21 protein-coding genes are annotated in these 20,161 nt (G+C 44.0%); 16 read left to right on the plus strand and 5 right to left on the minus strand.

All coding sequences use genetic code 11. From position 1 onward, the window contains the following. Positions 1-10: 10 nt before the first annotated feature. Genes EJE49_RS00230 through EJE49_RS00240 form a run of 3 tightly spaced genes read left to right on the plus strand, consistent with a single transcriptional unit; the run spans position 11 to position 1,874 of the window. Positions 11-403: a phage holin family protein gene (locus tag EJE49_RS00230; protein WP_124948403.1), complete on the plus strand. Its 393-nt coding sequence runs from the start codon at positions 11-13 to the stop codon at positions 401-403. After that, positions 400-678, plus strand: a complete 279-nt coding sequence (locus tag EJE49_RS00235; RefSeq protein WP_124948404.1) for a YqjK-like family protein — start codon at positions 400-402, stop codon at positions 676-678. The genes EJE49_RS00230 and EJE49_RS00235 overlap by 4 nt, the downstream gene beginning before the upstream one ends. An 11-nt stretch (positions 679-689) precedes the next feature. Further along, on the plus strand, positions 690-1,874 hold the full coding sequence (locus tag EJE49_RS00240; RefSeq protein ID WP_124948405.1) for an AI-2E family transporter: 1,185 nt from the start codon (positions 690-692) through the stop codon (positions 1,872-1,874). Between the two features lie 11 nt (positions 1,875-1,885). On the opposite strand, the gene cls is transcribed toward EJE49_RS00240, so the two are convergent. Then, the gene (gene cls / locus EJE49_RS00245; RefSeq protein WP_223246663.1) at positions 1,886-3,274 is read right to left on the minus strand and encodes a cardiolipin synthase; all 1,389 of its coding nucleotides are present in this window, start codon (positions 3,272-3,274) and stop codon (positions 1,886-1,888) included. Positions 3,275-3,630: 356 nt separating this feature from the next. Here cls and EJE49_RS00250 point away from each other — a divergent pair, with 356 nt between their 5' ends. From EJE49_RS00250 to EJE49_RS00270, 5 genes are all read left to right on the plus strand, one after another. Continuing rightward, complete coding sequence (locus EJE49_RS00250) at positions 3,631-4,179, plus strand: hypothetical protein (protein ID WP_124948406.1); 549 nt, start codon at positions 3,631-3,633, stop codon at positions 4,177-4,179. A gap of 122 nt (positions 4,180-4,301) precedes the next feature. Then, entirely contained in the window at positions 4,302-4,772 is a 471-nt protein-coding gene (locus tag EJE49_RS00255) for a hypothetical protein (protein ID WP_124948407.1), read from the plus strand. Between the two features lie 166 nt (positions 4,773-4,938). Beyond that, the gene (locus EJE49_RS00260; RefSeq protein WP_223246664.1) at positions 4,939-5,352 is read left to right on the plus strand and encodes a BON domain-containing protein; all 414 of its coding nucleotides are present in this window, start codon (positions 4,939-4,941) and stop codon (positions 5,350-5,352) included. Between the two features lie 259 nt (positions 5,353-5,611). Continuing rightward, positions 5,612-5,812, plus strand: coding sequence for a CsbD family protein (locus EJE49_RS00265; protein WP_124948408.1), 201 nt, complete (start codon positions 5,612-5,614; stop codon positions 5,810-5,812). Between the two features lie 70 nt (positions 5,813-5,882). Then, positions 5,883-6,494, plus strand: a complete 612-nt coding sequence (locus tag EJE49_RS00270; RefSeq protein WP_124948409.1) for a hypothetical protein — start codon at positions 5,883-5,885, stop codon at positions 6,492-6,494. Between the two features lie 232 nt (positions 6,495-6,726). Here EJE49_RS00270 and EJE49_RS14375 read toward each other — a convergent pair whose 3' ends face one another. From EJE49_RS14375 to dnaA, 4 genes are all read right to left on the minus strand, one after another. Further along, the gene (locus tag EJE49_RS14375; protein WP_189941562.1) at positions 6,727-6,870 is read right to left on the minus strand and encodes a hypothetical protein; all 144 of its coding nucleotides are present in this window, start codon (positions 6,868-6,870) and stop codon (positions 6,727-6,729) included. A 129-nt stretch (positions 6,871-6,999) separates the two neighbouring features. After that, complete coding sequence (gene gyrB / locus EJE49_RS00275) at positions 7,000-9,396, minus strand: DNA topoisomerase (ATP-hydrolyzing) subunit B (RefSeq protein WP_124948410.1); 2,397 nt, start codon at positions 9,394-9,396, stop codon at positions 7,000-7,002. A gap of 80 nt (positions 9,397-9,476) precedes the next feature. Next, entirely contained in the window at positions 9,477-10,583 is a 1,107-nt protein-coding gene (dnaN, locus tag EJE49_RS00280; RefSeq protein ID WP_124948411.1) for a DNA polymerase III subunit beta, read from the minus strand. A gap of 218 nt (positions 10,584-10,801) precedes the next feature. Beyond that, complete coding sequence (dnaA, locus tag EJE49_RS00285; protein WP_124948412.1) at positions 10,802-12,139, minus strand: chromosomal replication initiator protein DnaA; 1,338 nt, start codon at positions 12,137-12,139, stop codon at positions 10,802-10,804. Positions 12,140-12,816: 677 nt separating this feature from the next. Between dnaA and rpmH the strand changes: the two genes are divergently transcribed. The 8 genes from rpmH (at position 12,817) to EJE49_RS00325 (ending at position 20,067) form a co-directional block, all read left to right on the plus strand. Beyond that, a complete protein-coding gene (rpmH, locus tag EJE49_RS00290) occupies positions 12,817-12,963 on the plus strand; it encodes a 50S ribosomal protein L34 (RefSeq protein WP_087448179.1) in 147 nt (48 codons plus the stop codon). Positions 12,964-12,981: 18 nt separating this feature from the next. Beyond that, a complete protein-coding gene (gene rnpA, locus EJE49_RS14385; protein WP_223246666.1) occupies positions 12,982-13,341 on the plus strand; it encodes a ribonuclease P protein component in 360 nt (119 codons plus the stop codon). After that, entirely contained in the window at positions 13,326-13,535 is a 210-nt protein-coding gene (yidD, locus tag EJE49_RS00300; protein ID WP_124948413.1) for a membrane protein insertion efficiency factor YidD, read from the plus strand. The genes rnpA and yidD overlap by 16 nt, the downstream gene beginning before the upstream one ends. Before the next feature lie 26 nt (positions 13,536-13,561). Beyond that, the gene (gene yidC, locus EJE49_RS00305; protein WP_124948414.1) at positions 13,562-15,208 is read left to right on the plus strand and encodes a membrane protein insertase YidC; all 1,647 of its coding nucleotides are present in this window, start codon (positions 13,562-13,564) and stop codon (positions 15,206-15,208) included. Beyond that, complete coding sequence (gene mnmE, locus EJE49_RS00310) at positions 15,195-16,532, plus strand: tRNA uridine-5-carboxymethylaminomethyl(34) synthesis GTPase MnmE (RefSeq protein ID WP_124948415.1); 1,338 nt, start codon at positions 15,195-15,197, stop codon at positions 16,530-16,532. The genes yidC and mnmE overlap by 14 nt, the downstream gene beginning before the upstream one ends. Positions 16,533-16,791: 259 nt before the next feature. Then, a complete protein-coding gene (mnmG, locus tag EJE49_RS00315) occupies positions 16,792-18,687 on the plus strand; it encodes a tRNA uridine-5-carboxymethylaminomethyl(34) synthesis enzyme MnmG (protein ID WP_124948416.1) in 1,896 nt (631 codons plus the stop codon). Between the two features lie 2 nt (positions 18,688-18,689). After that, the gene (gene rsmG, locus EJE49_RS00320; RefSeq protein WP_189941564.1) at positions 18,690-19,313 is read left to right on the plus strand and encodes a 16S rRNA (guanine(527)-N(7))-methyltransferase RsmG; all 624 of its coding nucleotides are present in this window, start codon (positions 18,690-18,692) and stop codon (positions 19,311-19,313) included. Continuing rightward, entirely contained in the window at positions 19,306-20,067 is a 762-nt protein-coding gene (locus EJE49_RS00325) for a ParA family protein (RefSeq protein WP_124948418.1), read from the plus strand. The genes rsmG and EJE49_RS00325 overlap by 8 nt, the downstream gene beginning before the upstream one ends. Positions 20,068-20,161 lie beyond the last annotated feature (94 nt).

Consider the following 20,161-nt stretch of genomic DNA (forward strand, 5'->3'; position numbering starts at 1 on the left):
TTCCTGAGCCATGGCCGAGCACACACCCGAAGAGCATAAAGGGCTGCTATCCTCACTGACAACGCTCGCTTCCACGCTGGTAGCTATTGCGCACACGCGTCTTGATCTGCTGGTTGCCGATCTGGAAGAAGATCGGGAGCACGTGTTGTCGCTACTGGTATTGGCACTAACTGCCCTGTTTTGTCTGGGAGTAGGGGTTGTGCTGGCAACCATACTGCTGGTTGCCGCCTTCTGGGACACACATCGCCTGCTGGTGCTGGGCACGCTTGCCGGATGCTTTCTCATGGCGGGTATAGCCGCATGGGGACGCCTCCGGTATAAAACGAAAACCAAACCCCGGCTATTTGCCACGAGCATGTCAGAGCTGTTAAAAGACCGAGATCAGCTCGTTTCACGATTATGAGTAAGAAATTAGTCCTACTCACTGAGCGCCGCGAGCGTCTGGTTGCGCTAGCGGCGGCGCAGCGTGTTATGCTAGCGGCGACTATCGAGCCATGGCGCATACCGTTAACACGGGTTGACCAGGGACTGACGTTATTACGTTATCTCAAGCACCATCCTGTCTGGCTTATCGGTAGCGGGCTTGCGCTGGCAACGCTGCGCCCGATCTATCTGGGCAAATGGCTGGGACGTGGCTGGGTGGCGTGGAAATTACTACGTAAATTGCACGATAAATAAAAGAAACTGCTATGAATCCAAACTCAGACCAGGATGCCGATATACAACGAGTGGCAGTACCTGCTGCTGATGCGACTGAAGGCGTCCATACGTTCGTCGTCCACGTCCCGGTGGATGCACGCGGTCTGGCGCTGGGTATACTGGCAGCCGTCGCCGTAATCTTTGCATTGGACTGGATGCAGACATTTTTTGTCCCGCTGTTGCTTGGCATTTTCCTGACTTACACGCTTAATCCCCTCGTCATACTGCTGGAACGCATCAAAATACCGCGCATACTGGGGACCAGCGTAGTGATTGTGGCATTTATATGCGCCTTCGCGCTGGGTACGTATTCGTTACGTGGGCAGATGCAGACCATTTTCACACAATTGCCCGAGGCGGCCAGCAAACTATCTGCCGGTTTGGCTAACATGCGAAATGACCCGGACGGTAGCATGCAGAGAATGCAAGCTGCGGTGGGTGAAATGGAGCAGGCGGGCAGCCAGATCACCAGCACGCCACCCGGGCACAAACAGCGCATTACTCACATTGTCATCGATAAACCGGGTTTCAAGCTGGGTGATGTGATGTGGGCAGGTTCGGTTAGCGTATTAGGCTTCATTAGCCAAGCGACCATGGTGATTTTTCTGGCCTTTTTTCTCCTAGCTGGCGGTGATACCTTCAAGCGTAAACTGCTGCGCCTTACCGGACCATCGCTATCACGGAAGAAAATCACCATTAACATCCTCAACGACATTAATAACTCAATCCAGAAATACATGTTCATGTTGTTATTGACGAATATGCTGCTAGGTTTACTCAGCTGGGTCGCTTTCCGCCTAATAGGACTGGATAATGCAGGTGGTTGGGCAGTGACTGCGGGACTGCTGCATACCATTCCCTATATCGGCCCGGTATTTACCGCAGCAGCCACTGGTATGGTTGCTTATTTGCAATTTGACTCTATGTCGATGGCATTATTAGTGGCCGGTGCGTCGCTGGCGATAGCCACTTTCGTCGGCACCTTTGTGACAACCTGGGTGACAGGCAGGATAGCCAAGATGAATGCAGCGGCGGTGTTTATTTCCCTGTTGTTCTGGGCATGGCTATGGGGGATATGGGGCATGCTGCTAGGTATCCCCATCATCGTCATTATCAAAGTAATATCGCAGCATGTAGAGCAGTTGCAGCCTGTCGCAGAAGTGCTTGGTGAGTAGTGTTGAGCAGACTACAGCAAACGCGCCCATAACCGCGCCGCACGTTCCTTGATCCGGTTGCTGACGGGTCGTTTACGCCAGCTTTCCAATGTAATCAGTTTAGACGATGCCAAATCCTGCTCGAACAGCACCTGCATTTGCAAACCAAAATCCTGCCCCAGTACAACGGCATTGATTTCCTGATTGTTGAGGAAGCTACGCCAGTCGAGATTGGTTGATCCTACTGTTGACCATACACCGTCTATCAACGCCGTTTTGGCATGCAAGAGCGCATCCTGCCGCTCATAAATTTTGATGCCGGCATTCAGCAACTCATCGTAATACGAACGTGATGCATAGAATACCAGTGCCGAATCTGTGGTTGCAGGTAATAGCAACCTTACATCTACGCCACGCTGAACGGCTTGTTTAAGTGCTGCCAGCAATTGCGGGTCGGGAACAAAATAGGCATTGGTCAAATACACCTGGGTTTCCGCATTATTAATGGCCGAAAGCAGGGTTACGTAAATCTGACTGTATGGCTCTTCGGGCGAACTGCCAATAGCGCGCACTACCTCATGACCGTAATTTTTAGATACTGGAAAATAATCTCTGGGCGCCAGCGGCTCACCTTGTTGCTCGATCCACGTTGCCATAAACAGCTTCTGGAATTCACTGACAACCGGCCCGGCCAAACGTAAATGCGTGTCCCGCCATGCCTGATTCTTTTTTGTTATTTTAACCCTGCGGAATGATGAGCTGGAATACACGCTGCTAATGTTAATACCGCCAACGAACGCAACCTGCCCATCCACAATCAGCAGTTTACGGTGATCCCGCCGGTTAACATCCCAGCCTTTACGTGCGAGCAGCGGATTAACCGGATTAAATTCCAGTACATTCACACCACTCTGTTTTAACGTGTCAAAAAACGCTTTAGGTGTGTTGATTGAACCCACGCTGTCATAGATAAGATTCACCTGCACCCCGCTTTGTTGCTTTTTCATTAACAGTGCAGCAAAACGTTGCCCGACTTCATCATCTTCAAAGATGTAAGTCTCCATATTAATATGGTTTTTGGCACGCTCTATAGCGGTAAACATGGCGTTATACGTGGTCGGGCCATCAACCAGTAGCGTGACCTTATTACCCACCACCAGCGGGCTACCGACTAGCTCGGATTCCAGTGCCAGATGCCTGTCAAAGATATTGGTCTCAGTAGCATTATTTTTCAGCCTGGCGAGAATCGTCTTACTCTGCGCAGCACTCAAAGGACCGTGTGCACCATCGAGTTGTACCGGGCGTGATGGCCGCATCGCCATATCTGGCACCAGCGCAGGGATCGAACTACAGCCTGCAAGCAGAAATAGCGCAAATACCGCTACAAATTGAGCTGCGTGAAAATACACGGGGTTTTTCATGTACGACCAATACTCCCAGGGGAAACACGACTTGCAACCTACGCACAATGAAAGAAAACCAAATCAGTTTTAGCAAACATTTAGTTGTATACACTAAACTGTTCGACTATATATCAATAATGGTGATAGTGTACTTATGTTGGTGCAGTGTACGCTAGCGTACAGAAGCATGTAGCTAAATGCAGATAAGATAGCGATAGTGAATCTTGACGCCTTGCCCTGTCAACGGCCAGTGCCGACTTTAGTTATTGCTGCATGGAGATCACACAATGCTAAAAAATCGATATATATTCATTGCTTTAGGCTTTCTATTATATTCCACAGCATCCACCGCTGAGGTTGGCATTGGCGTTCGCATGCCTAGCGTAAGCATAGGTATCAATCTCCCCACTTATCCAGACCTGGTTGCCATACCGGGTTACCCGGTTTATTACGCGCCCCAGTTGAATGCAAACTTCTTTTTTTACGATGGCATGTACTGGATTTATCAGGATGATTACTGGTATAGCAGCATCTGGTATAACGGTCCTTGGGATCGGGTAGATCCCGAATATGTGCCCGTGTTTATCCTGCGCATCCCCGTTTACTACTATCGCCAGCCACCGGCGTATTTCTATGGCTGGCGGCCTGATGCGCCTCCACACTGGGGCGATCATTGGGGGCGCGAATGGGAACAACGCAGAAAGGGTTGGGATAGATGGATACGCGGGACTGCGCCAGCACCGGCACCACTACCAGCCTACCAGCGTCAGTACACAAATGAATACTACCCGCAACGCATAGAGCAACAACAGGAACTGCTACAGAAAAATTACCGTTACTGGCCACATGACCCTGCAGTACGTCAACGTTATCAGCAGCTTGTACCAAAACCTCAGGGACGTGATGAAAATCCGCAAGAATAGGATTTAACGCATACACCTAAAGAGGGTCAAGAGCAGGAGCGAAATCGGGAGCGTGATGAATAATGCATGACAGAATAATCCGGATTTCGATAATTAAACACATTTTCAACAGGAGATAGCATATGAAACGTTTTCTAATTGCAGCAACCATGGCAACAGCAGCGATTGCCACACCGGCACTCGCTGCCGATGTCGGCGTCTCAGTCACTATCGGCCAGCCAGGCTTCTATGGTCGCCTGGACATCGGTGGCTACCCGCCGCCACAAGTTATTTATCGTCAGCCGATGATAGTTCAACAAGTACCAAGGGATCGCCCACCTATTTATCTGCGCGTGCCACCAGGCCATGCCAAACACTGGGAGAAGCATTGCCGCGAATACAATGCCTGCGGTGAGCGCGTCTATTTTGTGCAAGATAGCTGGTACCGACATGATTACGTACCCTACTATCAGAATCGGCAACGTGAACACCGTGGTTACGGCCAAGATGAGCGCAGGAATGATAATCGCGGAGACCAGCGGGATGAGCAGCATGGTAATGGTCATGGTAACGGCCATGGCAATGGCAAGGGTCACGGCAACGGTCATGACTGATGTTTTGACATATGCGTCAGCTCTGGAGGGATAATTTCTCCTGCATTGACGCTACCATTAAGGGATGGGCTGCTGGAAATCCGTTTCTAGCGCCCATCCGCTTTTAGTAGTGCCGTAATTATCTTTTATTTCGTCCGTTTTACTTTATGTATATTAGGAGGCAACAATGTATCGAATGCAAAATGCCAAACGAATTGTACTGATATTAGTGTTGCTCACTGGCGTTTCAGCCTGTAGTAAACAAAACTCAGCTGAAGATGCCGGGAAAAAAATAGACCAGGCAGCTGAGACGGCCAGTAATAAAATCGGTGAGACCGTCGACAAAGTTGATAAAAGCATAGAAACGCAAACCGCGAAAACCGCCATGGCTATTGATGATGCGACAGTTACCACCAAAGTCAAAGCCGCTATTTTTGCCGAACCCGCTCTAAAATCATTACAGATTGGTGTTGATACTGTCGATGGCGTGGTTACCTTGACTGGCTCTGTTGATACCGAGCAAAACAGCGAACGTGTTAAAACGCTGGCTGAAGCAGTGGCCGGAGTGAAGCACGTAGACAATCAACTCAGACTTAAATAAGCTTGGCATACGAGTAATCACCTTATTGAATTCAATAATTAGGGTACATTAATTGCCGTTTAATTCGTGACATAATTCCCCTCCGTGTATCTTCTAACGCCCTGCTTAAGCAGGGCTTTTTATTTGTTCGCCAGCGCACAGACGCAACCTTATCCCCACCATAAACTTGGTTATATTGAGACTGTGAACATGCAATGCCGCAGTGCAATTTCGCACCTTCCGGCAAGTCCCAATATTTAAATTTTAAGAGGTGATTAACATGAACTGGGATCGAATTGAAGGTAACTGGAAACAACTAAAAGGCAATATTCAGCAACAATGGGGGAAGTTGAGTGACGACCATCTGGACGTCATTGCCGGTAAACGTGAGCAGCTATCCGGCAAAATTCAGGAACTCTACGGCATTACCAAAGATGAAACCGAGAAGCAAATTGCAGATTGGCAAGCCAGTCAAAAATGAACTGGCGCAACACAGCAACAGTGATGAATTACCAATTTCGTATTTAAATCCTGCTTAAGGAAATAACATAATGACTAAAATCAATATTAGTGCCATCACTCTGGCAATCAGCCTTGTTTATAGCGTTAACGCCATGGCACAAAACATGTCGAAAACTGAATATAAATCAATAACACAAACTATTAAGTCTGAGTATAAAACGGCCAAACACAATTGCAATGTGTATGCTGATAATGCCAAGGATATCTGTGTCGTTGATGCTAAGGGCAAGAAAAACGTTGCTCAGGCAGAACTCGATGCTAGCTATAGGCCGTCAAAGCAAGCGCGCTATGATGCCATAGTCATCAAGGCCAAGGCAGATTATGCCGTAGCCATTGAACGCTGTGATGACAAAGCAGGGAATATCAAGGATGTCTGTGTAAAAGAAGCCAAAGCCGCGCTGATAAGCGCTAAGTCTGATGCAAAAGCACAACTCACAAGTGCAGAGGCCAATACAACAGCCAATGAAAAATCGGCAGATGCACAAATGAAAGCAAAAAAGATAGGCAGCGAAGCCCGTCAAGATGCCGCTGCTGATAAACGCGATGCTGATTATGCTGTCGAAAAAACAAGATGTGACGCACTAGCCGGCAACGCTAAGGATATGTGCTCAAGCGACGCAAAGATGCATTACGGAAAATAATCCACCCGTATCTGCTTGAGTACCGGTTAATAAATGAAGAGGTATTCCGAGACCTTTGCACGATTACTGCGCTTGTTCATATTTCGTTGAAAATCAGCTCAAAATGCTCATGTACTATTTGTACACTCCGCTTTTTCGCTGATTTCCGCCTCATCTGAACTGCGCTCGCTACATCGTGCAAAGGTCTCATTCCAAATGAACACTATTCAAAAATTGTGCAATTGCAACCATGCTATTTATTCTCGGTGGGTGCGCAGGTATGACTAATCTGGATAAAAATACTGCAATCGGTGCTGGAGTAGGTGCCGTCGGTGGCAACAGGTGGCAGCCCTGCAGGTACGATGGCGGGGCAGCCGTTGGTGGTGTGATAGGCCATGAAGTAACTGAATAATTTTGTCGCTTTTACTGCCAGTCAGCTATTCATACTTTGGATAGCTGACCGGCAGTTACACACGACTTTCGCTGTGTCCGAAAATATATAAACTTTGTGGACGATTACAGCAACTTACACATCTAGATTTCGTACACCCAAAGCATTCGTTTCAATAAATGCACGACGTGGTTCGACCTGATCACCCATTAACGTAACGAATATCTCATCTGCACTGATAGCATCGTCAATTTGCACACGCATTAAACGACGTACCGTCGGATCCATCGTGGTTTCCCACAGTTGACTTGGGTTCATTTCGCCCAGACCTTTATAGCGCTGGATTGCCAAGCCGCGTTTTACTTCATTAAGCAGCCACTCCAGCGCTTCTTTAAAGCTTGATACTGACTGTTCTTTTTCACCACGTACAGCTTTGGCACCTTGTCCCAATAAACCTTGTAGCACCTGGCTGGTTTCACGGATCTGGGCATAATCACCACTCTCCACAAAATCAGCATCCAGTCGGGTTACTTGCACATTGCCATGATGACGGCGATTGATTTTAAGTGAATAAACCTCATTTTCAGCGTTATATTCAGCCTCAATTGTTACCGCCGGATCCTGTATCGCAGCTTTCAACACTTTGGCTGCCTGCTCGGCATCAGCCTGATTTGCCAGTGAGATAGGTGCAATATCCATTAAGGTATGCATTACTGAGCCATCGATAACCCGGCTCATGCGTTCGATTACAGCTTCTGCCAGCAAATACGATTTGGCGATATTTTCTAATGCTGCGCCACTGATTTCCGTACCGCCTTGTTCTGCCGTTATCAGTTTTGATTCTTTAGTGGCTTCAGCTAGCAAAAATGCTTTTAATTCATGTTCATCTTTAAGGTAACGTTCAGTTCTGCCAAACTTTACTTTATACAAAGGTGGCTGTGCGATATAAATATGACCACGCTCTACCAATTCCGGCATTTGACGGTAAAAGAACGTCAGCAGCAAGGTTCGAATGTGTGATCCATCCACGTCCGCATCAGTCATGATAATAATGCGGTGATAGCGTAATTTATCCGCATTGTATTCATCTTTTCCAATACCTGTGCCCAGAGCAGTAATCAGGGTTACGATTTCCTGACTGGAAACCAGTTTATCGAATCGCGCTTTTTCAACGTTTAATATCTTACCCTTGAGTGGCAAGATCGCCTGAAATTTACGATCACGTCCTTGTTTAGCAGATCCTCCTGCGGAATCACCCTCGACCAGGTAAATTTCCGACAGGGCAGGGTCCTTTTCCTGACAATCTGCCAGCTTTCCAGGCAAGCCCATACCGTCTAACACACCTTTACGGCGTGTCATTTCACGCGCTTTACGTGCTGCATCACGCGCACGGGCTGCATCGATAATTTTATTAACAATAATTTTCGCGTCGTTCGGATTTTCTAACAGATATTCTGTCAGTTTCTGACTGACGATTTCGGAAACTACAGGTTGTACCTCGGATGAAACCAGTTTATCTTTTGTTTGTGAGGAGAATTTTGGTTCTGGTACTTTTACTGACAACACGCAAGTCAGGCCTTCGCGCATATCATCGCCAGTAGTATCTATTTTTGCTTTTTTCGCATACTCATTCTGTTCAATATACTGATTCAGCGTGCGTGTCATCGCGGTACGCAAACCGGTAAGGTGGCTACCACCATCACGCTGGGGAATGTTGTTAGTAAAGCATTGCACCGTTTCTGCATAGGAGTCATTCCATTGCATGGAAACTTCTACCGTCATGCCGTCCTTTTCACCCATTGCGTAAAATATATGAGGGTGTAAAACTGTTTTGTTGCGATTGACGTACTGAACGAACCCTTGAACACCGCCGGAAAAAGCGAAATTTTCACTTTTGCCATCACGCTGATCAATCAGCTCTATCTTCACTCCGTTATTCAGGAAAGACAGTTCACGGATACGTTTCGCTAAAATATCATAGTGAAATTCAATCAGACCAAATGTTTCTTTTGATGCAAAGAAATGCACTTCGGTACCATGCCGATCCGTTTTACCGGTTTCTGCCAGAGGACTAACTGCATCCCCTTGGCGAAACTCCATCTGATACACATGGCCATTTTTCCATATGCGCAATTTCAGCCAGTCTGACAGTGCATTAACCACTGACACGCCCACGCCATGCAAGCCGCCCGATACTTTATAAGAATTCTGATCAAATTTACCACCGGCATGTAATTCAGTCATGACGATTTCAGCAGCTGAGCGCTTGAATTCATCATCCTGTTTTATATCTACCGGAATACCGCGTCCATTATCAGTAACGGATACGGAGTTATCCGCATGAATAATAACTTTGATGTCATCACAATAACCACCAAGTGCCTCATCGATTGCATTATCTAATACTTCAAACACCATATGATGCAATCCAGTTCCATCGGACGTATCGCCAATATACATACCTGGACGCTTACGTACGGCATCTAAACCTTTTAAAATGCGGATACTGTTTGAATCATATTCTTTATTCATATATAGACACACTCAATCGATAATTATGTTTCACGTGGAACATAGGGGTGTAACGATAACTTAAAATAACTATTTAAAAATCAAATACGCATTGGCATTATAACGTATTTGTAATTGGCATTATCAGGAACTGTCATCAACATACTGCTGCTGGCGTCGCCGAAATGGCAATTAATCTTTTCGGTGCTCAAATGATTTAATGCATCCAGCAAATAGGAAACATTAAATCCGATATCAAGCGGATCGCCATCATAATTAACTTCTATTTCGTCCTGGGCTTCTTCCTGCTCATTATTGTTGCATACTATTTTCAGCTCATTCTGACTGAGCACCAAGCGCACGCCACGGAATTTTTCATTAGATAGAATGGCTGCACGTTGTAAAGCCTGCTGTAAAGGCAGCCTGTCGGCGGTCAGTATGTTCTTGTGTGTAGTGGGGATGACGCGGTTGTAATCAGGAAACTTTCCATCAATTACTTTAGATATCAGCTGAATGTTTCCAATATCAAACCTGATTTGATTTTTAAATATCGTTACCGTTACCAGCTCTTCTGTATCACCCAATAATTTGGTCAATTCCAGGATGGTTTTACGCGGAATAATAATTTCCTGCTTGGTTGCTGATTCTACCAATGTATCCGCAGCCAGACAGAGTCTGTGACCGTCAGTTGCGACTACCGTTATTTTATTGCCTTCCAACACCAGCAACATGCCATTCAAATAATAGCGAATGTCCTGTTGCGCCATAGCGTACTGCACCATGGAAATCAGGTTTTTTAATGTTTTTTGCGCAATTTTAATATGATTATCCGCATCGACACTGGTTTCAATAGTGGGAAAGTCTTGGGCAGGCAGTGTCTGCAAATTAAAACGGCTTTTTCCGGATTTAATTTGCAGTTGGTTGTCATTCGCTTCTAATGAAATAATCGCTTTGTCATTAAAAGCACGACAGATATCAACCATTTTTTTGGCAGCAACCGTAATCGCAAAATCACCTTCAGTTGAATTGGTCTCGGTAATGATTTTAATTTGTATCTCAAGATCCGTTGCCAACATAGATAATTGATTATGTGATTTTTCAATTAGTACATTAGACAAGATAGGTAGGGTATGTCTTTTTTCAACGACCCCCGTCACTGTTTGCAGTGGCCCTAATAAAGCGTCTCGATTAGTTTCTAGTAATAACATATATAACCTTAATAACAATAATAAGAGAGTTCAATTTATACTAATAAGTCATTATTTAACTTTATAAACAATCTGTTATTTAAATCTTAATGGTGTTAATAAAGACTGATAGCAGTGTGAATCAATTGTGGATAACTATTACAACTTTTTAAAAACAGCGCTTATCCACAAACTAATATCAAGTTATACGTATTTTGTATTTCGATATTATGCATATATCAACTAGTAAGGACTTGTAGTAATAATGCGTATTCCCTGTTTATATTAGCATCTTCTTCTTTAAGTTCAGTGACTTTGCGGCATGCATGTAATACTGTTGTATGATCCCGTCCACCAAACGCAGCGCCAATATCCGGCAAACTCATGCTAGTTAACTCTTTCGCTAATGACATGGCAATTTGTCTTGGTCGAACCAGTGCTCGTGTTCTTTTTTTGGAATGCATGTCAATAATTTTTATCTTGTAATAGTCAGCTACCGTTTTCTGAATATTCTCGATAGAAATCTGCCGACTTTGTACTGCTAACAAATCTTTAAGTGCTTCTTTAGCCGATTCCAAGGTTATAGGGCGATTCGAAAACCGTGAATAGGCAAACACGCGTTTAAGTGCGCCTTCTAGTTCGCGGACATTGGAACGGACCTGTTTGGCAATGAAAAATGCTATGTTTTCTTCCAGGGTAATCCCTTCAGCTTTGGCCTTCTTTAACAAGATGGCAACACGCATCTCTAATTCAGGTGGATCAATTGAGACGGTTAATCCCCAACTGAATCTTGATTTTAACCTATCTTCCATGCCGGCAATTTCTTTAGGATAGGTGTCACAGGTAATAATTAATTGTTTCTTGGCTTCAATTAACGCATTGAAAGCATAGAAAAATTCTTCCTGCGTACGATTTTTTCCACTAAAAAACTGGATATCATCTATTAATAACAAATCTAAAGAGTGGTAATGGCGCTTGAATTCATCAAAAGTTTTATGCTGATAGGCTTTAACAACGTCTGATACATAATTTTCTGCATGTATATAACTAATCCGCGCTTCTGGATTATTCGCATGCACAAAATTACCTATTGCCTGAATTAAGTGTGTTTTACCTAGACCTACACCACCATAAATAAACAAAGGGTTATATGCGGTACCAGGGTTTTCTGCAACTTGAATAGCAGCAGCACGGGCCAATTGGTTGGCTTTTCCTGTAACCAGCGTATCAAAACTAAAAGCAGGGTTGAGTCGCTTAGGGGCTTCTTTTCTTTGGGCAGCAATAACTGGCTCAACTGTTTTCGAAACAGATTTAGTAGCTGTGCTGGGTTTGTTTTTAGCTACGGTATCAACCGCAAGATTAATAACCGTCGATGCACCAAAATAATCAAGCGCAAGTTCTTCGATCCGGTTTAGAAATTTATCTTTAACCCAATCTAATACAAAACGATTAGGTGCCATTAGGCTTAATTCATTATTGGTTACTACTGGCTTTAAAGGTTTTATCCAGGTGTTAAATTGTTGAGCGGGTAGCTCATGGGCGAGTTTGGATAAAGAGTCTTGCCAAAATTCATTCATAACGTAAGTTCAAAATTGGAAACCAAAATAATAAATACAGATAAAAGTAATTTTATATAGCTAAAATAAGGAGGAATTTGTAACTACAAACAAGGTAAAGATATGTTGTAATTTTCAGTTCAAAAACTGTGTTAAGTTTAATCCCCGCACAAAAAGATATCTATCAACTTTTACACTATTTTTAATTCAATATGTGGTGTATCTAAATCCGCATCAATTTAAGTCAGCAAGATAAAATTACAAAACAATAATATATAAGCATCTATTATCATATAATTCAATATGTTAAATACTAAATAATCATCAAAATTCACTACATTTAATACAGGTATAACTGGAATACAATTTGTGCATAACTTGATTTTATTTATGAAAAAAATAGTTATCCACAATTCATCAACAACCCAAAAAGGATTTGACAACAGCTTTAATAGTGATTTAACCAATTGTTTTATAGTAAAAATAATGACTTATTTGGTAAAATTTCCGGCTCTTATTATTGTTATTGAATTTATATATAATCTTATTAACATCTAATTGCTTAAAATCTTAAGATTTAATTATTTGAATACCGTCATTTTTAATTTTATCAAGAGGCAATGTTTTATCTTGACAACAAGGGTAATAAAATAGTCTAATGCTATGTTCTACGGAATTATTTATATTAGGATTTTGTTATGAAACGCACTTACCAACCTTCCGTTATTCGCCGCAAGCGTACCCATGGTTTTTTAGTCAGAATGAGAACCAAAGGCGGTCGCGCAGTGATTAATGCACGTCGTGCTAAAGGTCGTGTTCGTCTTGCCGTAGGTGAATCTCGGTAATTCGCAGATAGTTAGCAGATGAATATTCGGTATACTTTTCCGCGAAGTAACCGATTGTTAAAAACGGATGAGTTTTCATCCGTTTTTAATTTCCGCTGTGGTAAAACAGGCCGTTTTTTAAACGTCTACGCCAAACCTAATATAATGGAAACTGCACGATTAGGTATTGTTGTTGGTAAAAAGCAATTGCGCACGGCAGTAGCACGGAATTTGGCTAAACGTATAGTAAGGGATGTTTTCCGTTTACAGCGACCAGAGTTACCAGCATTGGATTATATTGTGCGAGTAACAAAGCCATTCAATAGAAGTGAATCTTTATTAGTTCGAAACGAACTGATTCATTTATTGCAAAAAACCAAACGATGTCTCAACTCCTGATTCTAATTGTAAAGATTTATCAGTACACTATTAGTCCTATGTTGGGGCCAAGATGTCGATTTACGCCTACATGTTCCCAATTTGCGGTTGAAGCAATTGCGAAACATGGTTCGTTTAAAGGCGGCTGGTTAGCAATTAAACGTGTTTCACGTTGTCATCCACGTAATCCTGGTGGTTACGATCCAGTACCTTAATCTTTTTATAGCTAAGCGTTACATTTATGGATACTCAGAGACTTATTCTTTTTGTTGTGTTTTCTTTTTCATTATTAATGTTATGGGAAGCGTGGCAAAAGCAAGATGCCCCACAGCCGGCAGCAACAGTTACCGCACCTGCAAATGCTAACGCTAACGCACCAGTACCTACACTGACACAGGCCGCTACCGTATCAGCCGCACCTAATAATACAGCGAATCATTTACCAGTGGCTGCGCAAGCAGTAGTAACTACTGACCTGGTGCGTGCGGTTATTGATGCAAATGGTGGTGATTTGCGAAGCTTGGCACTGTTGAAATACCAAGATCCATTGGATAAAAATAAGCCATTATTTCTATTTGAGCAAAGTCCAGATCATACCTACGTAGCTCAGACCGGTTTAATAGGCGCGGGTTTACCTAATCATAAATCGTTGTTTACGCTTGTTCCTGGCAACTACCAGTTAGCACAAGGTCAGCAGAGTCTTACGGTGCCTTTGGTTTGGGTAGATGCTCAGACAGGGATTAAAGTAACCAAGCTTTATACCTTTCATCGCGATAGTTATAAGATTGATGTAGCGTATCAAATTACAAATCCAGGCGCTAATGTTGTGCCGGTAGATGCGTATTTTCAGCTATTGCGTGACGGTAAAACACCAGAAGGTGAGTCGAGTTTAGTTCATACATTTACCGGTCCTGCTTTGTATACAGAAGCAAGCAAGTTTACGAAAATAGAATTCAAAAAACTGGATAAAGGTGAGCAGGATTATCCTAAATTTGCCAATGATGGCTGGATAGGTATGGTCCAACATCATTTTGTATCCGTCTGGCTCCCGAAAAATGGCGGCAAACGCGAGTTTTACGCAAAAGCCATTGGTAACAATCAATACAGTGCTGGTGTGATTTTACCTGAAGGTAAGGTTCAACCAGGCTCAACGCTGTCATTTGAAGTGCCCATGTATGTAGGCCCGCAGATTCAGAAAACATTAACTGCATTAGCACCTGGTTTAGATTATGTAGTTGATTATGGCTGGTTGACGCCAATTGCCGCACCAATTTTCTGGGCACTGCAAAAGATACATGGTGTTGTTGGTAATTGGGGTTGGGCAATCGTTATTCTGACTATACTGATAAAACTGATGTTCTTCCCGTTGTCAGCAAAAAGCTATCAGTCTATGGCCCAGATGCGTGGTCTTGCACCTAAGCTGCAACGGTTAAAAGAGTTGCATGGCGATGATAGGCAGAAATTACATCAATCAATGATGGATTTGTATAAGACAGAAAAAGTTAATCCGTTGGGAGGGTGCTTGCCTGTCGTTGTGCAGATACCGGTATTTATTGCGCTTTACTGGGCATTATTGGGCAGTGTGGAGATGCGTCAAGCGCCATTTATAGGCTGGATTCATGACTTGTCGGCACCGGATCCGTTCTATGTATTACCTATCATCATGGGCTTAACCATGATATTGCAAACAAGACTGAATCCAACACCTCCAGATCCTATCCAGGCGAAGGTTATGATGATAATGCCAGTTGCTTTCAGTATTTTCTTTTTCTTCTTCCCTGCGGGCTTGGTTTTGTATTGGGTTGTGAATAACGTATTGTCGATCAGTCAACAATGGGTCATCACGCGTAAATACGAGGCCGCTCAAGCCGGCCATGCAAAACGCTGATCGCGATACCATAGCTGCAATTGCCACCGCGCCTGGTCGCGGTGGCATAGGTATTATTCGGATTTCCGGTTCAAATTTAACGCCTTTTTTTCTGCCTTTGCTGGGCATGACTCCAGAACCAAGACACGCACATTTTGCACATTTTCTGGACGGAGATGACACTGTTCTGGACGAAGGGGTCGTGCTATATTTTCCTGCACCACATTCGTTTACCGGTGAAAATGTTCTTGAGCTGCAAGGACACGGCGGCCCCGTAGTACTCAATCTTGTATTAAAACGTTGCCTGGAATTGGGTGCGCGCTTGGCTAATCCAGGTGAGTTTACTCAGCGTGCTTTTTTGAACGACAAGCTGGATTTGGCGCAAGCTGAAAGTGTCGCTGATTTAATCGATGCTAGCTCGGCGCAGGCTGCACGTTCTGCAATTCGTTCACTTACCGGTGAATTTTCAAATCGGATTGATACGTTAGTCGCAAGTCTTATCGATTTGCGTATGCTGGTTGAAGCAACGCTAGACTTCCCTGAAGAAGAGCTGGAATTTTTACAAGCAGCTAAAGCATTCGAGCGTTTAGAGAAGATTAAGCAACAATTGCTGGAAATCGAGCAGTCAGCCCGCCAGGGCAGTCTGTTACGCGATGGAATTCGCGTTGTTCTGATTGGTCAACCCAATGTAGGAAAGTCGAGTTTGCTTAACCGGCTGGCAGGTGAAGATCTGGCTATAGTCACTGCAATTGCCGGTACGACTCGGGATGCGGTTCGTGAAACTATCCAGATTGAAGGTGTGCCGATTCATATTATAGATACGGCCGGTTTGCGTGACACTGAGGACGAAGTTGAGCGTATTGGTATCGAGCGTACCTGGCAAGCGATTAACCAAGCTAATGTTGCGTTATTGCTGGTTGACGTGCAGCACGGGGTAACGTCTACTGAACAAGATATTATTTTTAAATTGCCATCTAGTCTGCCTTTGTTCACAATCCATAACAAAATTGATCTGACTGCTGAAATGCCAGTTAAGGTAGAGGGTGATATATATTTATCCGCAAAAACCGGGGCAGGAATCGAGGAGCTTAGATCAACACTTTTAAATGTAGCGGGTTGGCAAACTGAAAGCAGCAGTGTTTTCATGGCACGCGAACGGCATTTAAAAGCGATTAAGGATGCAAGTGCACATCTTGTTCAAGCAAGTGAATTATCGTCGTCCGCGCTCGAGTTTCTGGCCGAAGAGTTACGGTTGGCCCAATATTCATTATCTTCAATTACTGGCGCATTCAGTGCAGATGATTTACTTGGCGAAATTTTTAGCCGATTTTGCATAGGTAAGTAAAACGCATTTAAAAGGCCGTGATGGCGTTTATTTGTTTTTGAATGGTAAGGCAAGGATGGTTATAAAATAATTCGCTATAAGCCGTCCTGAACAGCCTGTTTTTTAGGCGCTCAATATGTTTCACGTGAAACATGTCTTAAAAATCTTGATTTTAACTAAATTTAAAAATGACGCGTTTGGTACAATAGCGCATACTTAAACCAGTGTTTAACAAAATGATATTGGTTGATCAATCAACTTATTAGAAATATGTATAGAAATGAATTACCCGGATAAATTTGATGTCATCGTAATTGGCGGTGGGCACGCAGGTACTGAGGCAGCACTGGCCTCGGCGCGCATGGGTGTGCGCACATTATTGCTTACGCATAATATTGAGACATTGGGACAGATGTCCTGCAACCCATCGATTGGCGGTATAGGTAAGGGGCATTTAGTTAAGGAAATTGATGCTTTAGGCGGCGCCATGGCCGCTGCGACTGATGAAGCCGGTATCCAGTTCAGAATTTTAAACTCATCAAAAGGGCCGGCTGTGCGTGCAACTCGCGCACAGGCAGACAGATTATTATATAAGCAGGCTATTCGAAGCCGCTTAGAAAACCAATCAAATTTATGGTTGTTTCAACAGGCAGTTGACGATCTATTGCTTGAAGGTGATAAGGTAATTGGCGTAAGAACCCAGTTAGGCTTGTCATTTTACAGTAAGTCTGTCGTGCTAACTGCAGGTACATTTCTGGCTGGATTGATTCATGTTGGGCAATCAAATTATGCAGCCGGCCGCGCGGGTGACCCGCCGGCGGTAAGCTTGGCGCACCGCTTACGCGAATTTAACTTGCCGGTAGGGAGATTAAAAACCGGAACGCCACCGCGTATAGATGGTCGAAGTATTGACTATTCAGTGATGCAGATACAACCTGGGGATGATCCTGCACCGGTGTTCTCGTTCATGGGCAGGCGTGATCAGCACCCAAATCAGTTACCGTGCTGGATAACGCATACCTCTGAACTCACTCATGAAATTATCCGGGGGGGGCTGGATAGGTCGCCCTTATATACAGGAGTAATTGAAGGGGTCGGTCCACGATATTGTCCTTCTATAGAAGACAAAGTAGTGCGCTTTGCGGATAAGACATCGCACCAGATATTCGTAGAACCGGAAGGATTGACTACGCATGAAGTGTATCCAAACGGAATATCTACCAGTTTGCCATTTGATGTACAGCTGGCCTTGGTAAGGTCTATTAAAGGGTTTGAGAACGCGCATTTAATACGACCTGGTTATGCTATTGAGTATGATTATTTTGATCCGCGGGGACTAAAGCGTTCATTAGAGACCAAGGCGATATCCGGGCTGTTTTTTGCAGGACAAATTAATGGAACAACTGGATATGAAGAGGCGGCAGCTCAGGGATTGCTAGCCGGGATCAATGCGGGTTTATATGCACAAGAGAAGCCTAGCTGGAATCCGAGCAGAGATGAGGCTTACTTGGGCGTAATGGTTGATGATCTGACCACTTTGGGGGTCACCGAGCCTTATCGTATGTTTACCAGCAGGGCTGAATACAGACTATCTTTACGTGAAGATAATGCAGATATGCGCCTGACAGAAATCGGGCGTAAATTAGGTGTGGTAGATGATATTCGATGGGCAGCGTTTGTAAACAAAAAGGAACAAATAGAAACAGAGCAGTCACGTTTACGTGGAGTCTGGGTACGTCCGGAAACGTTAAATAAAATCGAAGCAGATCGTGTATTAGGTAAAGATATTGAACGGGAATACAGCTTGTATGATTTACTGCGCAGGCCAGATGTTACTTATGAAAAACTAATGACTTTAACTGCTGCCGGGGTTGGAATAACTGATCCGACAATTGCTGAGCAAGTTGAAATTCAAGCCAAGTATCAGGGTTATATTGAGCGCCAGCGTGGCGAAATCATTCGGGCGCAAGCGCAAGAACATCAAACCTTATCAGCAGATCTGGATTATACCCAAGTGCAGGGTTTATCGATTGAAGTGCAGCAGAAGTTGAATAAACACAAACCAGAAACGATAGGCCAGGCCTCGCGTATTTCAGGTGTAACACCCGCCGCAATCTCATTGTTGCTAGTGCATTTGAAACGTCACGGAGACGGCCGTAGAAAGTCCGTAGCATAAGTATGCTGAGTCATTTAAAGGAACAAGCCAAGCAAATCGGCGTGCAGTTGTCAGAAGAAGAGGCAAATAAGCTTATTGCCTATCTGGATTTGATTCAGAAATGGAACCGCATACATAACCTGACTGCATTACGTGACCCAGCGAAGATGTTATCCCACCATCTGCTAGATAGCCTCGCTGTAAATCCGTATATAAAAGTGCAGAACCTGCTTGATGTCGGCAGTGGTGCTGGTTTGCCGGGTATTCCGCTGGCGATAATAAATCAGGATATACACGTCACTCTATCTGATAGCAATAAGAAAAAATCCGTATTTCAGCAACAGGTTGTCATAGAACTGGGATTGCGTAATGTTACGGTAGTATCTGGTCGAGTTGAATCAATGAAGGTCGAGAAACAGTTCGATGGAATTATTTCCCGTGCGTTCTCGGAAATGAATTTATTTATTGAATTAACGCGTAATTTGCTGGCCAAGAATGGATGTTGGTATGCAATGAAAGGCGTATATCCTGAACAGGAAGTGACAACATTACCCGCGGGTGTGGAGGTGTTGACAATACATGAGTTGGATTTGCCTATACTTGAAGCGCAGCGGCATTTGGTGGTGATGAAAGAGATAAATGGCTAAGACATTTGCAATAACTAACCAGAAGGGTGGTGTTGGTAAAACCACTACCGCAGTGAACCTTGCGGCAAGTTTGTCAGCATCTGGTGCGCGCGTGCTTTTGGTCGACCTTGATCCACAAGGTAATGCAACCATGGGCAGTGGGGTCAATAAAAGAGAGTTAAAAAAAAGCATTTACCATTTGTTGTTAGGCCTAGAAACGATTTCATCCATAAAAAAATACAGCCAAAATGGGAAATTCGATATTTTGCCATCGCACCGAGATTTGGCTGGAGCTGAGATAGAGTTAGTTGACGTGGTTGGCCGCGAAATCCGGCTGAAATCGGCATTGTCAGAAGTTGCGCATGAATACGATTATATGTTGATAGATTGCCCACCCGCATTAAATTTGCTGGCGGTAAATGCCTTAACGGCAGCAGATGCAGTCATGATTCCGATGCAATGTGAATATTACGCGTTGGAAGGCGTATCAGATCTGGTCAACACCATTAAAAAAATTAGAGGCAATTTAAACCCGAGATTAGAAATAGAAGGATTGCTGCGTACGATGTTTGATCCACGGAGCACATTGGCACAACAGGTATCAGAACAGCTAAAGAACCACTTCGGCAACAAGGTGTATGACACAGTAATACCCAGAAATATTAGATTAGCCGAAGCCCCAAGTTATGGGCAGCCAGCATTAATGTACGACCCTAGTTCTAAAGGCGCACAAGCTTATATGGCATTGGCCAGGGAAGTTTTAAACAAGCATTAAGGTTTGAGAAATAAGTAATTAAATAAAGGGTTACAAAAACGCAAATAGTATTGGCAAGTTTACATAAAGCTTGCATAAATGATTCTTTTCTAGA

It is taken from the genome of Sulfuriferula thiophila (genome assembly GCF_003864975.1).
In the GTDB taxonomy this organism is placed as follows: domain Bacteria; phylum Pseudomonadota; class Gammaproteobacteria; order Burkholderiales; family Sulfuriferulaceae; genus Sulfuriferula; species Sulfuriferula thiophila.

What these genes read in the sequence shown, in the direction of transcription:
- rpmH (WP_087448179.1), top strand. Translation starts at nt 12,817, where the DNA reads ATGAAACGCACTTACCAACCTTCCGTTATTCGCCGCAAGCGTACCCAT.
- rnpA (WP_223246666.1), top strand. Translation starts at nt 12,982, where the DNA reads ATGAATATTCGGTATACTTTTCCGCGAAGTAACCGATTGTTAAAAACG.
- EJE49_RS00235 (WP_124948404.1), top strand. Translation starts at nt 400, where the DNA reads ATGAGTAAGAAATTAGTCCTACTCACTGAGCGCCGCGAGCGTCTGGTT.
- dnaA (WP_124948412.1), bottom strand. Translation starts at nt 12,139, where the DNA reads ATGAATGAATTTTGGCAAGACTCTTTATCCAAACTCGCCCATGAGCTA.
- cls (WP_223246663.1), bottom strand. Translation starts at nt 3,274, where the DNA reads ATGAAAAACCCCGTGTATTTTCACGCAGCTCAATTTGTAGCGGTATTT.
- EJE49_RS00240 (WP_124948405.1), top strand. Translation starts at nt 690, where the DNA reads ATGAATCCAAACTCAGACCAGGATGCCGATATACAACGAGTGGCAGTA.
- EJE49_RS00260 (WP_223246664.1), top strand. Translation starts at nt 4,939, where the DNA reads ATGTATCGAATGCAAAATGCCAAACGAATTGTACTGATATTAGTGTTG.
- EJE49_RS14375 (WP_189941562.1), bottom strand. Translation starts at nt 6,870, where the DNA reads ATGGCCTATCACACCACCAACGGCTGCCCCGCCATCGTACCTGCAGGG.
- mnmG (WP_124948416.1), top strand. Translation starts at nt 16,792, where the DNA reads ATGAATTACCCGGATAAATTTGATGTCATCGTAATTGGCGGTGGGCAC.
- EJE49_RS00325 (WP_124948418.1), top strand. Translation starts at nt 19,306, where the DNA reads ATGGCTAAGACATTTGCAATAACTAACCAGAAGGGTGGTGTTGGTAAA.
- yidD (WP_124948413.1), top strand. Translation starts at nt 13,326, where the DNA reads ATGTCTCAACTCCTGATTCTAATTGTAAAGATTTATCAGTACACTATT.
- dnaN (WP_124948411.1), bottom strand. Translation starts at nt 10,583, where the DNA reads ATGTTATTACTAGAAACTAATCGAGACGCTTTATTAGGGCCACTGCAA.
- EJE49_RS00270 (WP_124948409.1), top strand. Translation starts at nt 5,883, where the DNA reads ATGACTAAAATCAATATTAGTGCCATCACTCTGGCAATCAGCCTTGTT.
- yidC (WP_124948414.1), top strand. Translation starts at nt 13,562, where the DNA reads ATGGATACTCAGAGACTTATTCTTTTTGTTGTGTTTTCTTTTTCATTA.
- mnmE (WP_124948415.1), top strand. Translation starts at nt 15,195, where the DNA reads ATGCAAAACGCTGATCGCGATACCATAGCTGCAATTGCCACCGCGCCT.
- EJE49_RS00265 (WP_124948408.1), top strand. Translation starts at nt 5,612, where the DNA reads ATGAACTGGGATCGAATTGAAGGTAACTGGAAACAACTAAAAGGCAAT.
- rsmG (WP_189941564.1), top strand. Translation starts at nt 18,690, where the DNA reads ATGCTGAGTCATTTAAAGGAACAAGCCAAGCAAATCGGCGTGCAGTTG.
- EJE49_RS00255 (WP_124948407.1), top strand. Translation starts at nt 4,302, where the DNA reads ATGAAACGTTTTCTAATTGCAGCAACCATGGCAACAGCAGCGATTGCC.
- EJE49_RS00230 (WP_124948403.1), top strand. Translation starts at nt 11, where the DNA reads ATGGCCGAGCACACACCCGAAGAGCATAAAGGGCTGCTATCCTCACTG.
- EJE49_RS00250 (WP_124948406.1), top strand. Translation starts at nt 3,631, where the DNA reads ATGCCTAGCGTAAGCATAGGTATCAATCTCCCCACTTATCCAGACCTG.
- gyrB (WP_124948410.1), bottom strand. Translation starts at nt 9,396, where the DNA reads ATGAATAAAGAATATGATTCAAACAGTATCCGCATTTTAAAAGGTTTA.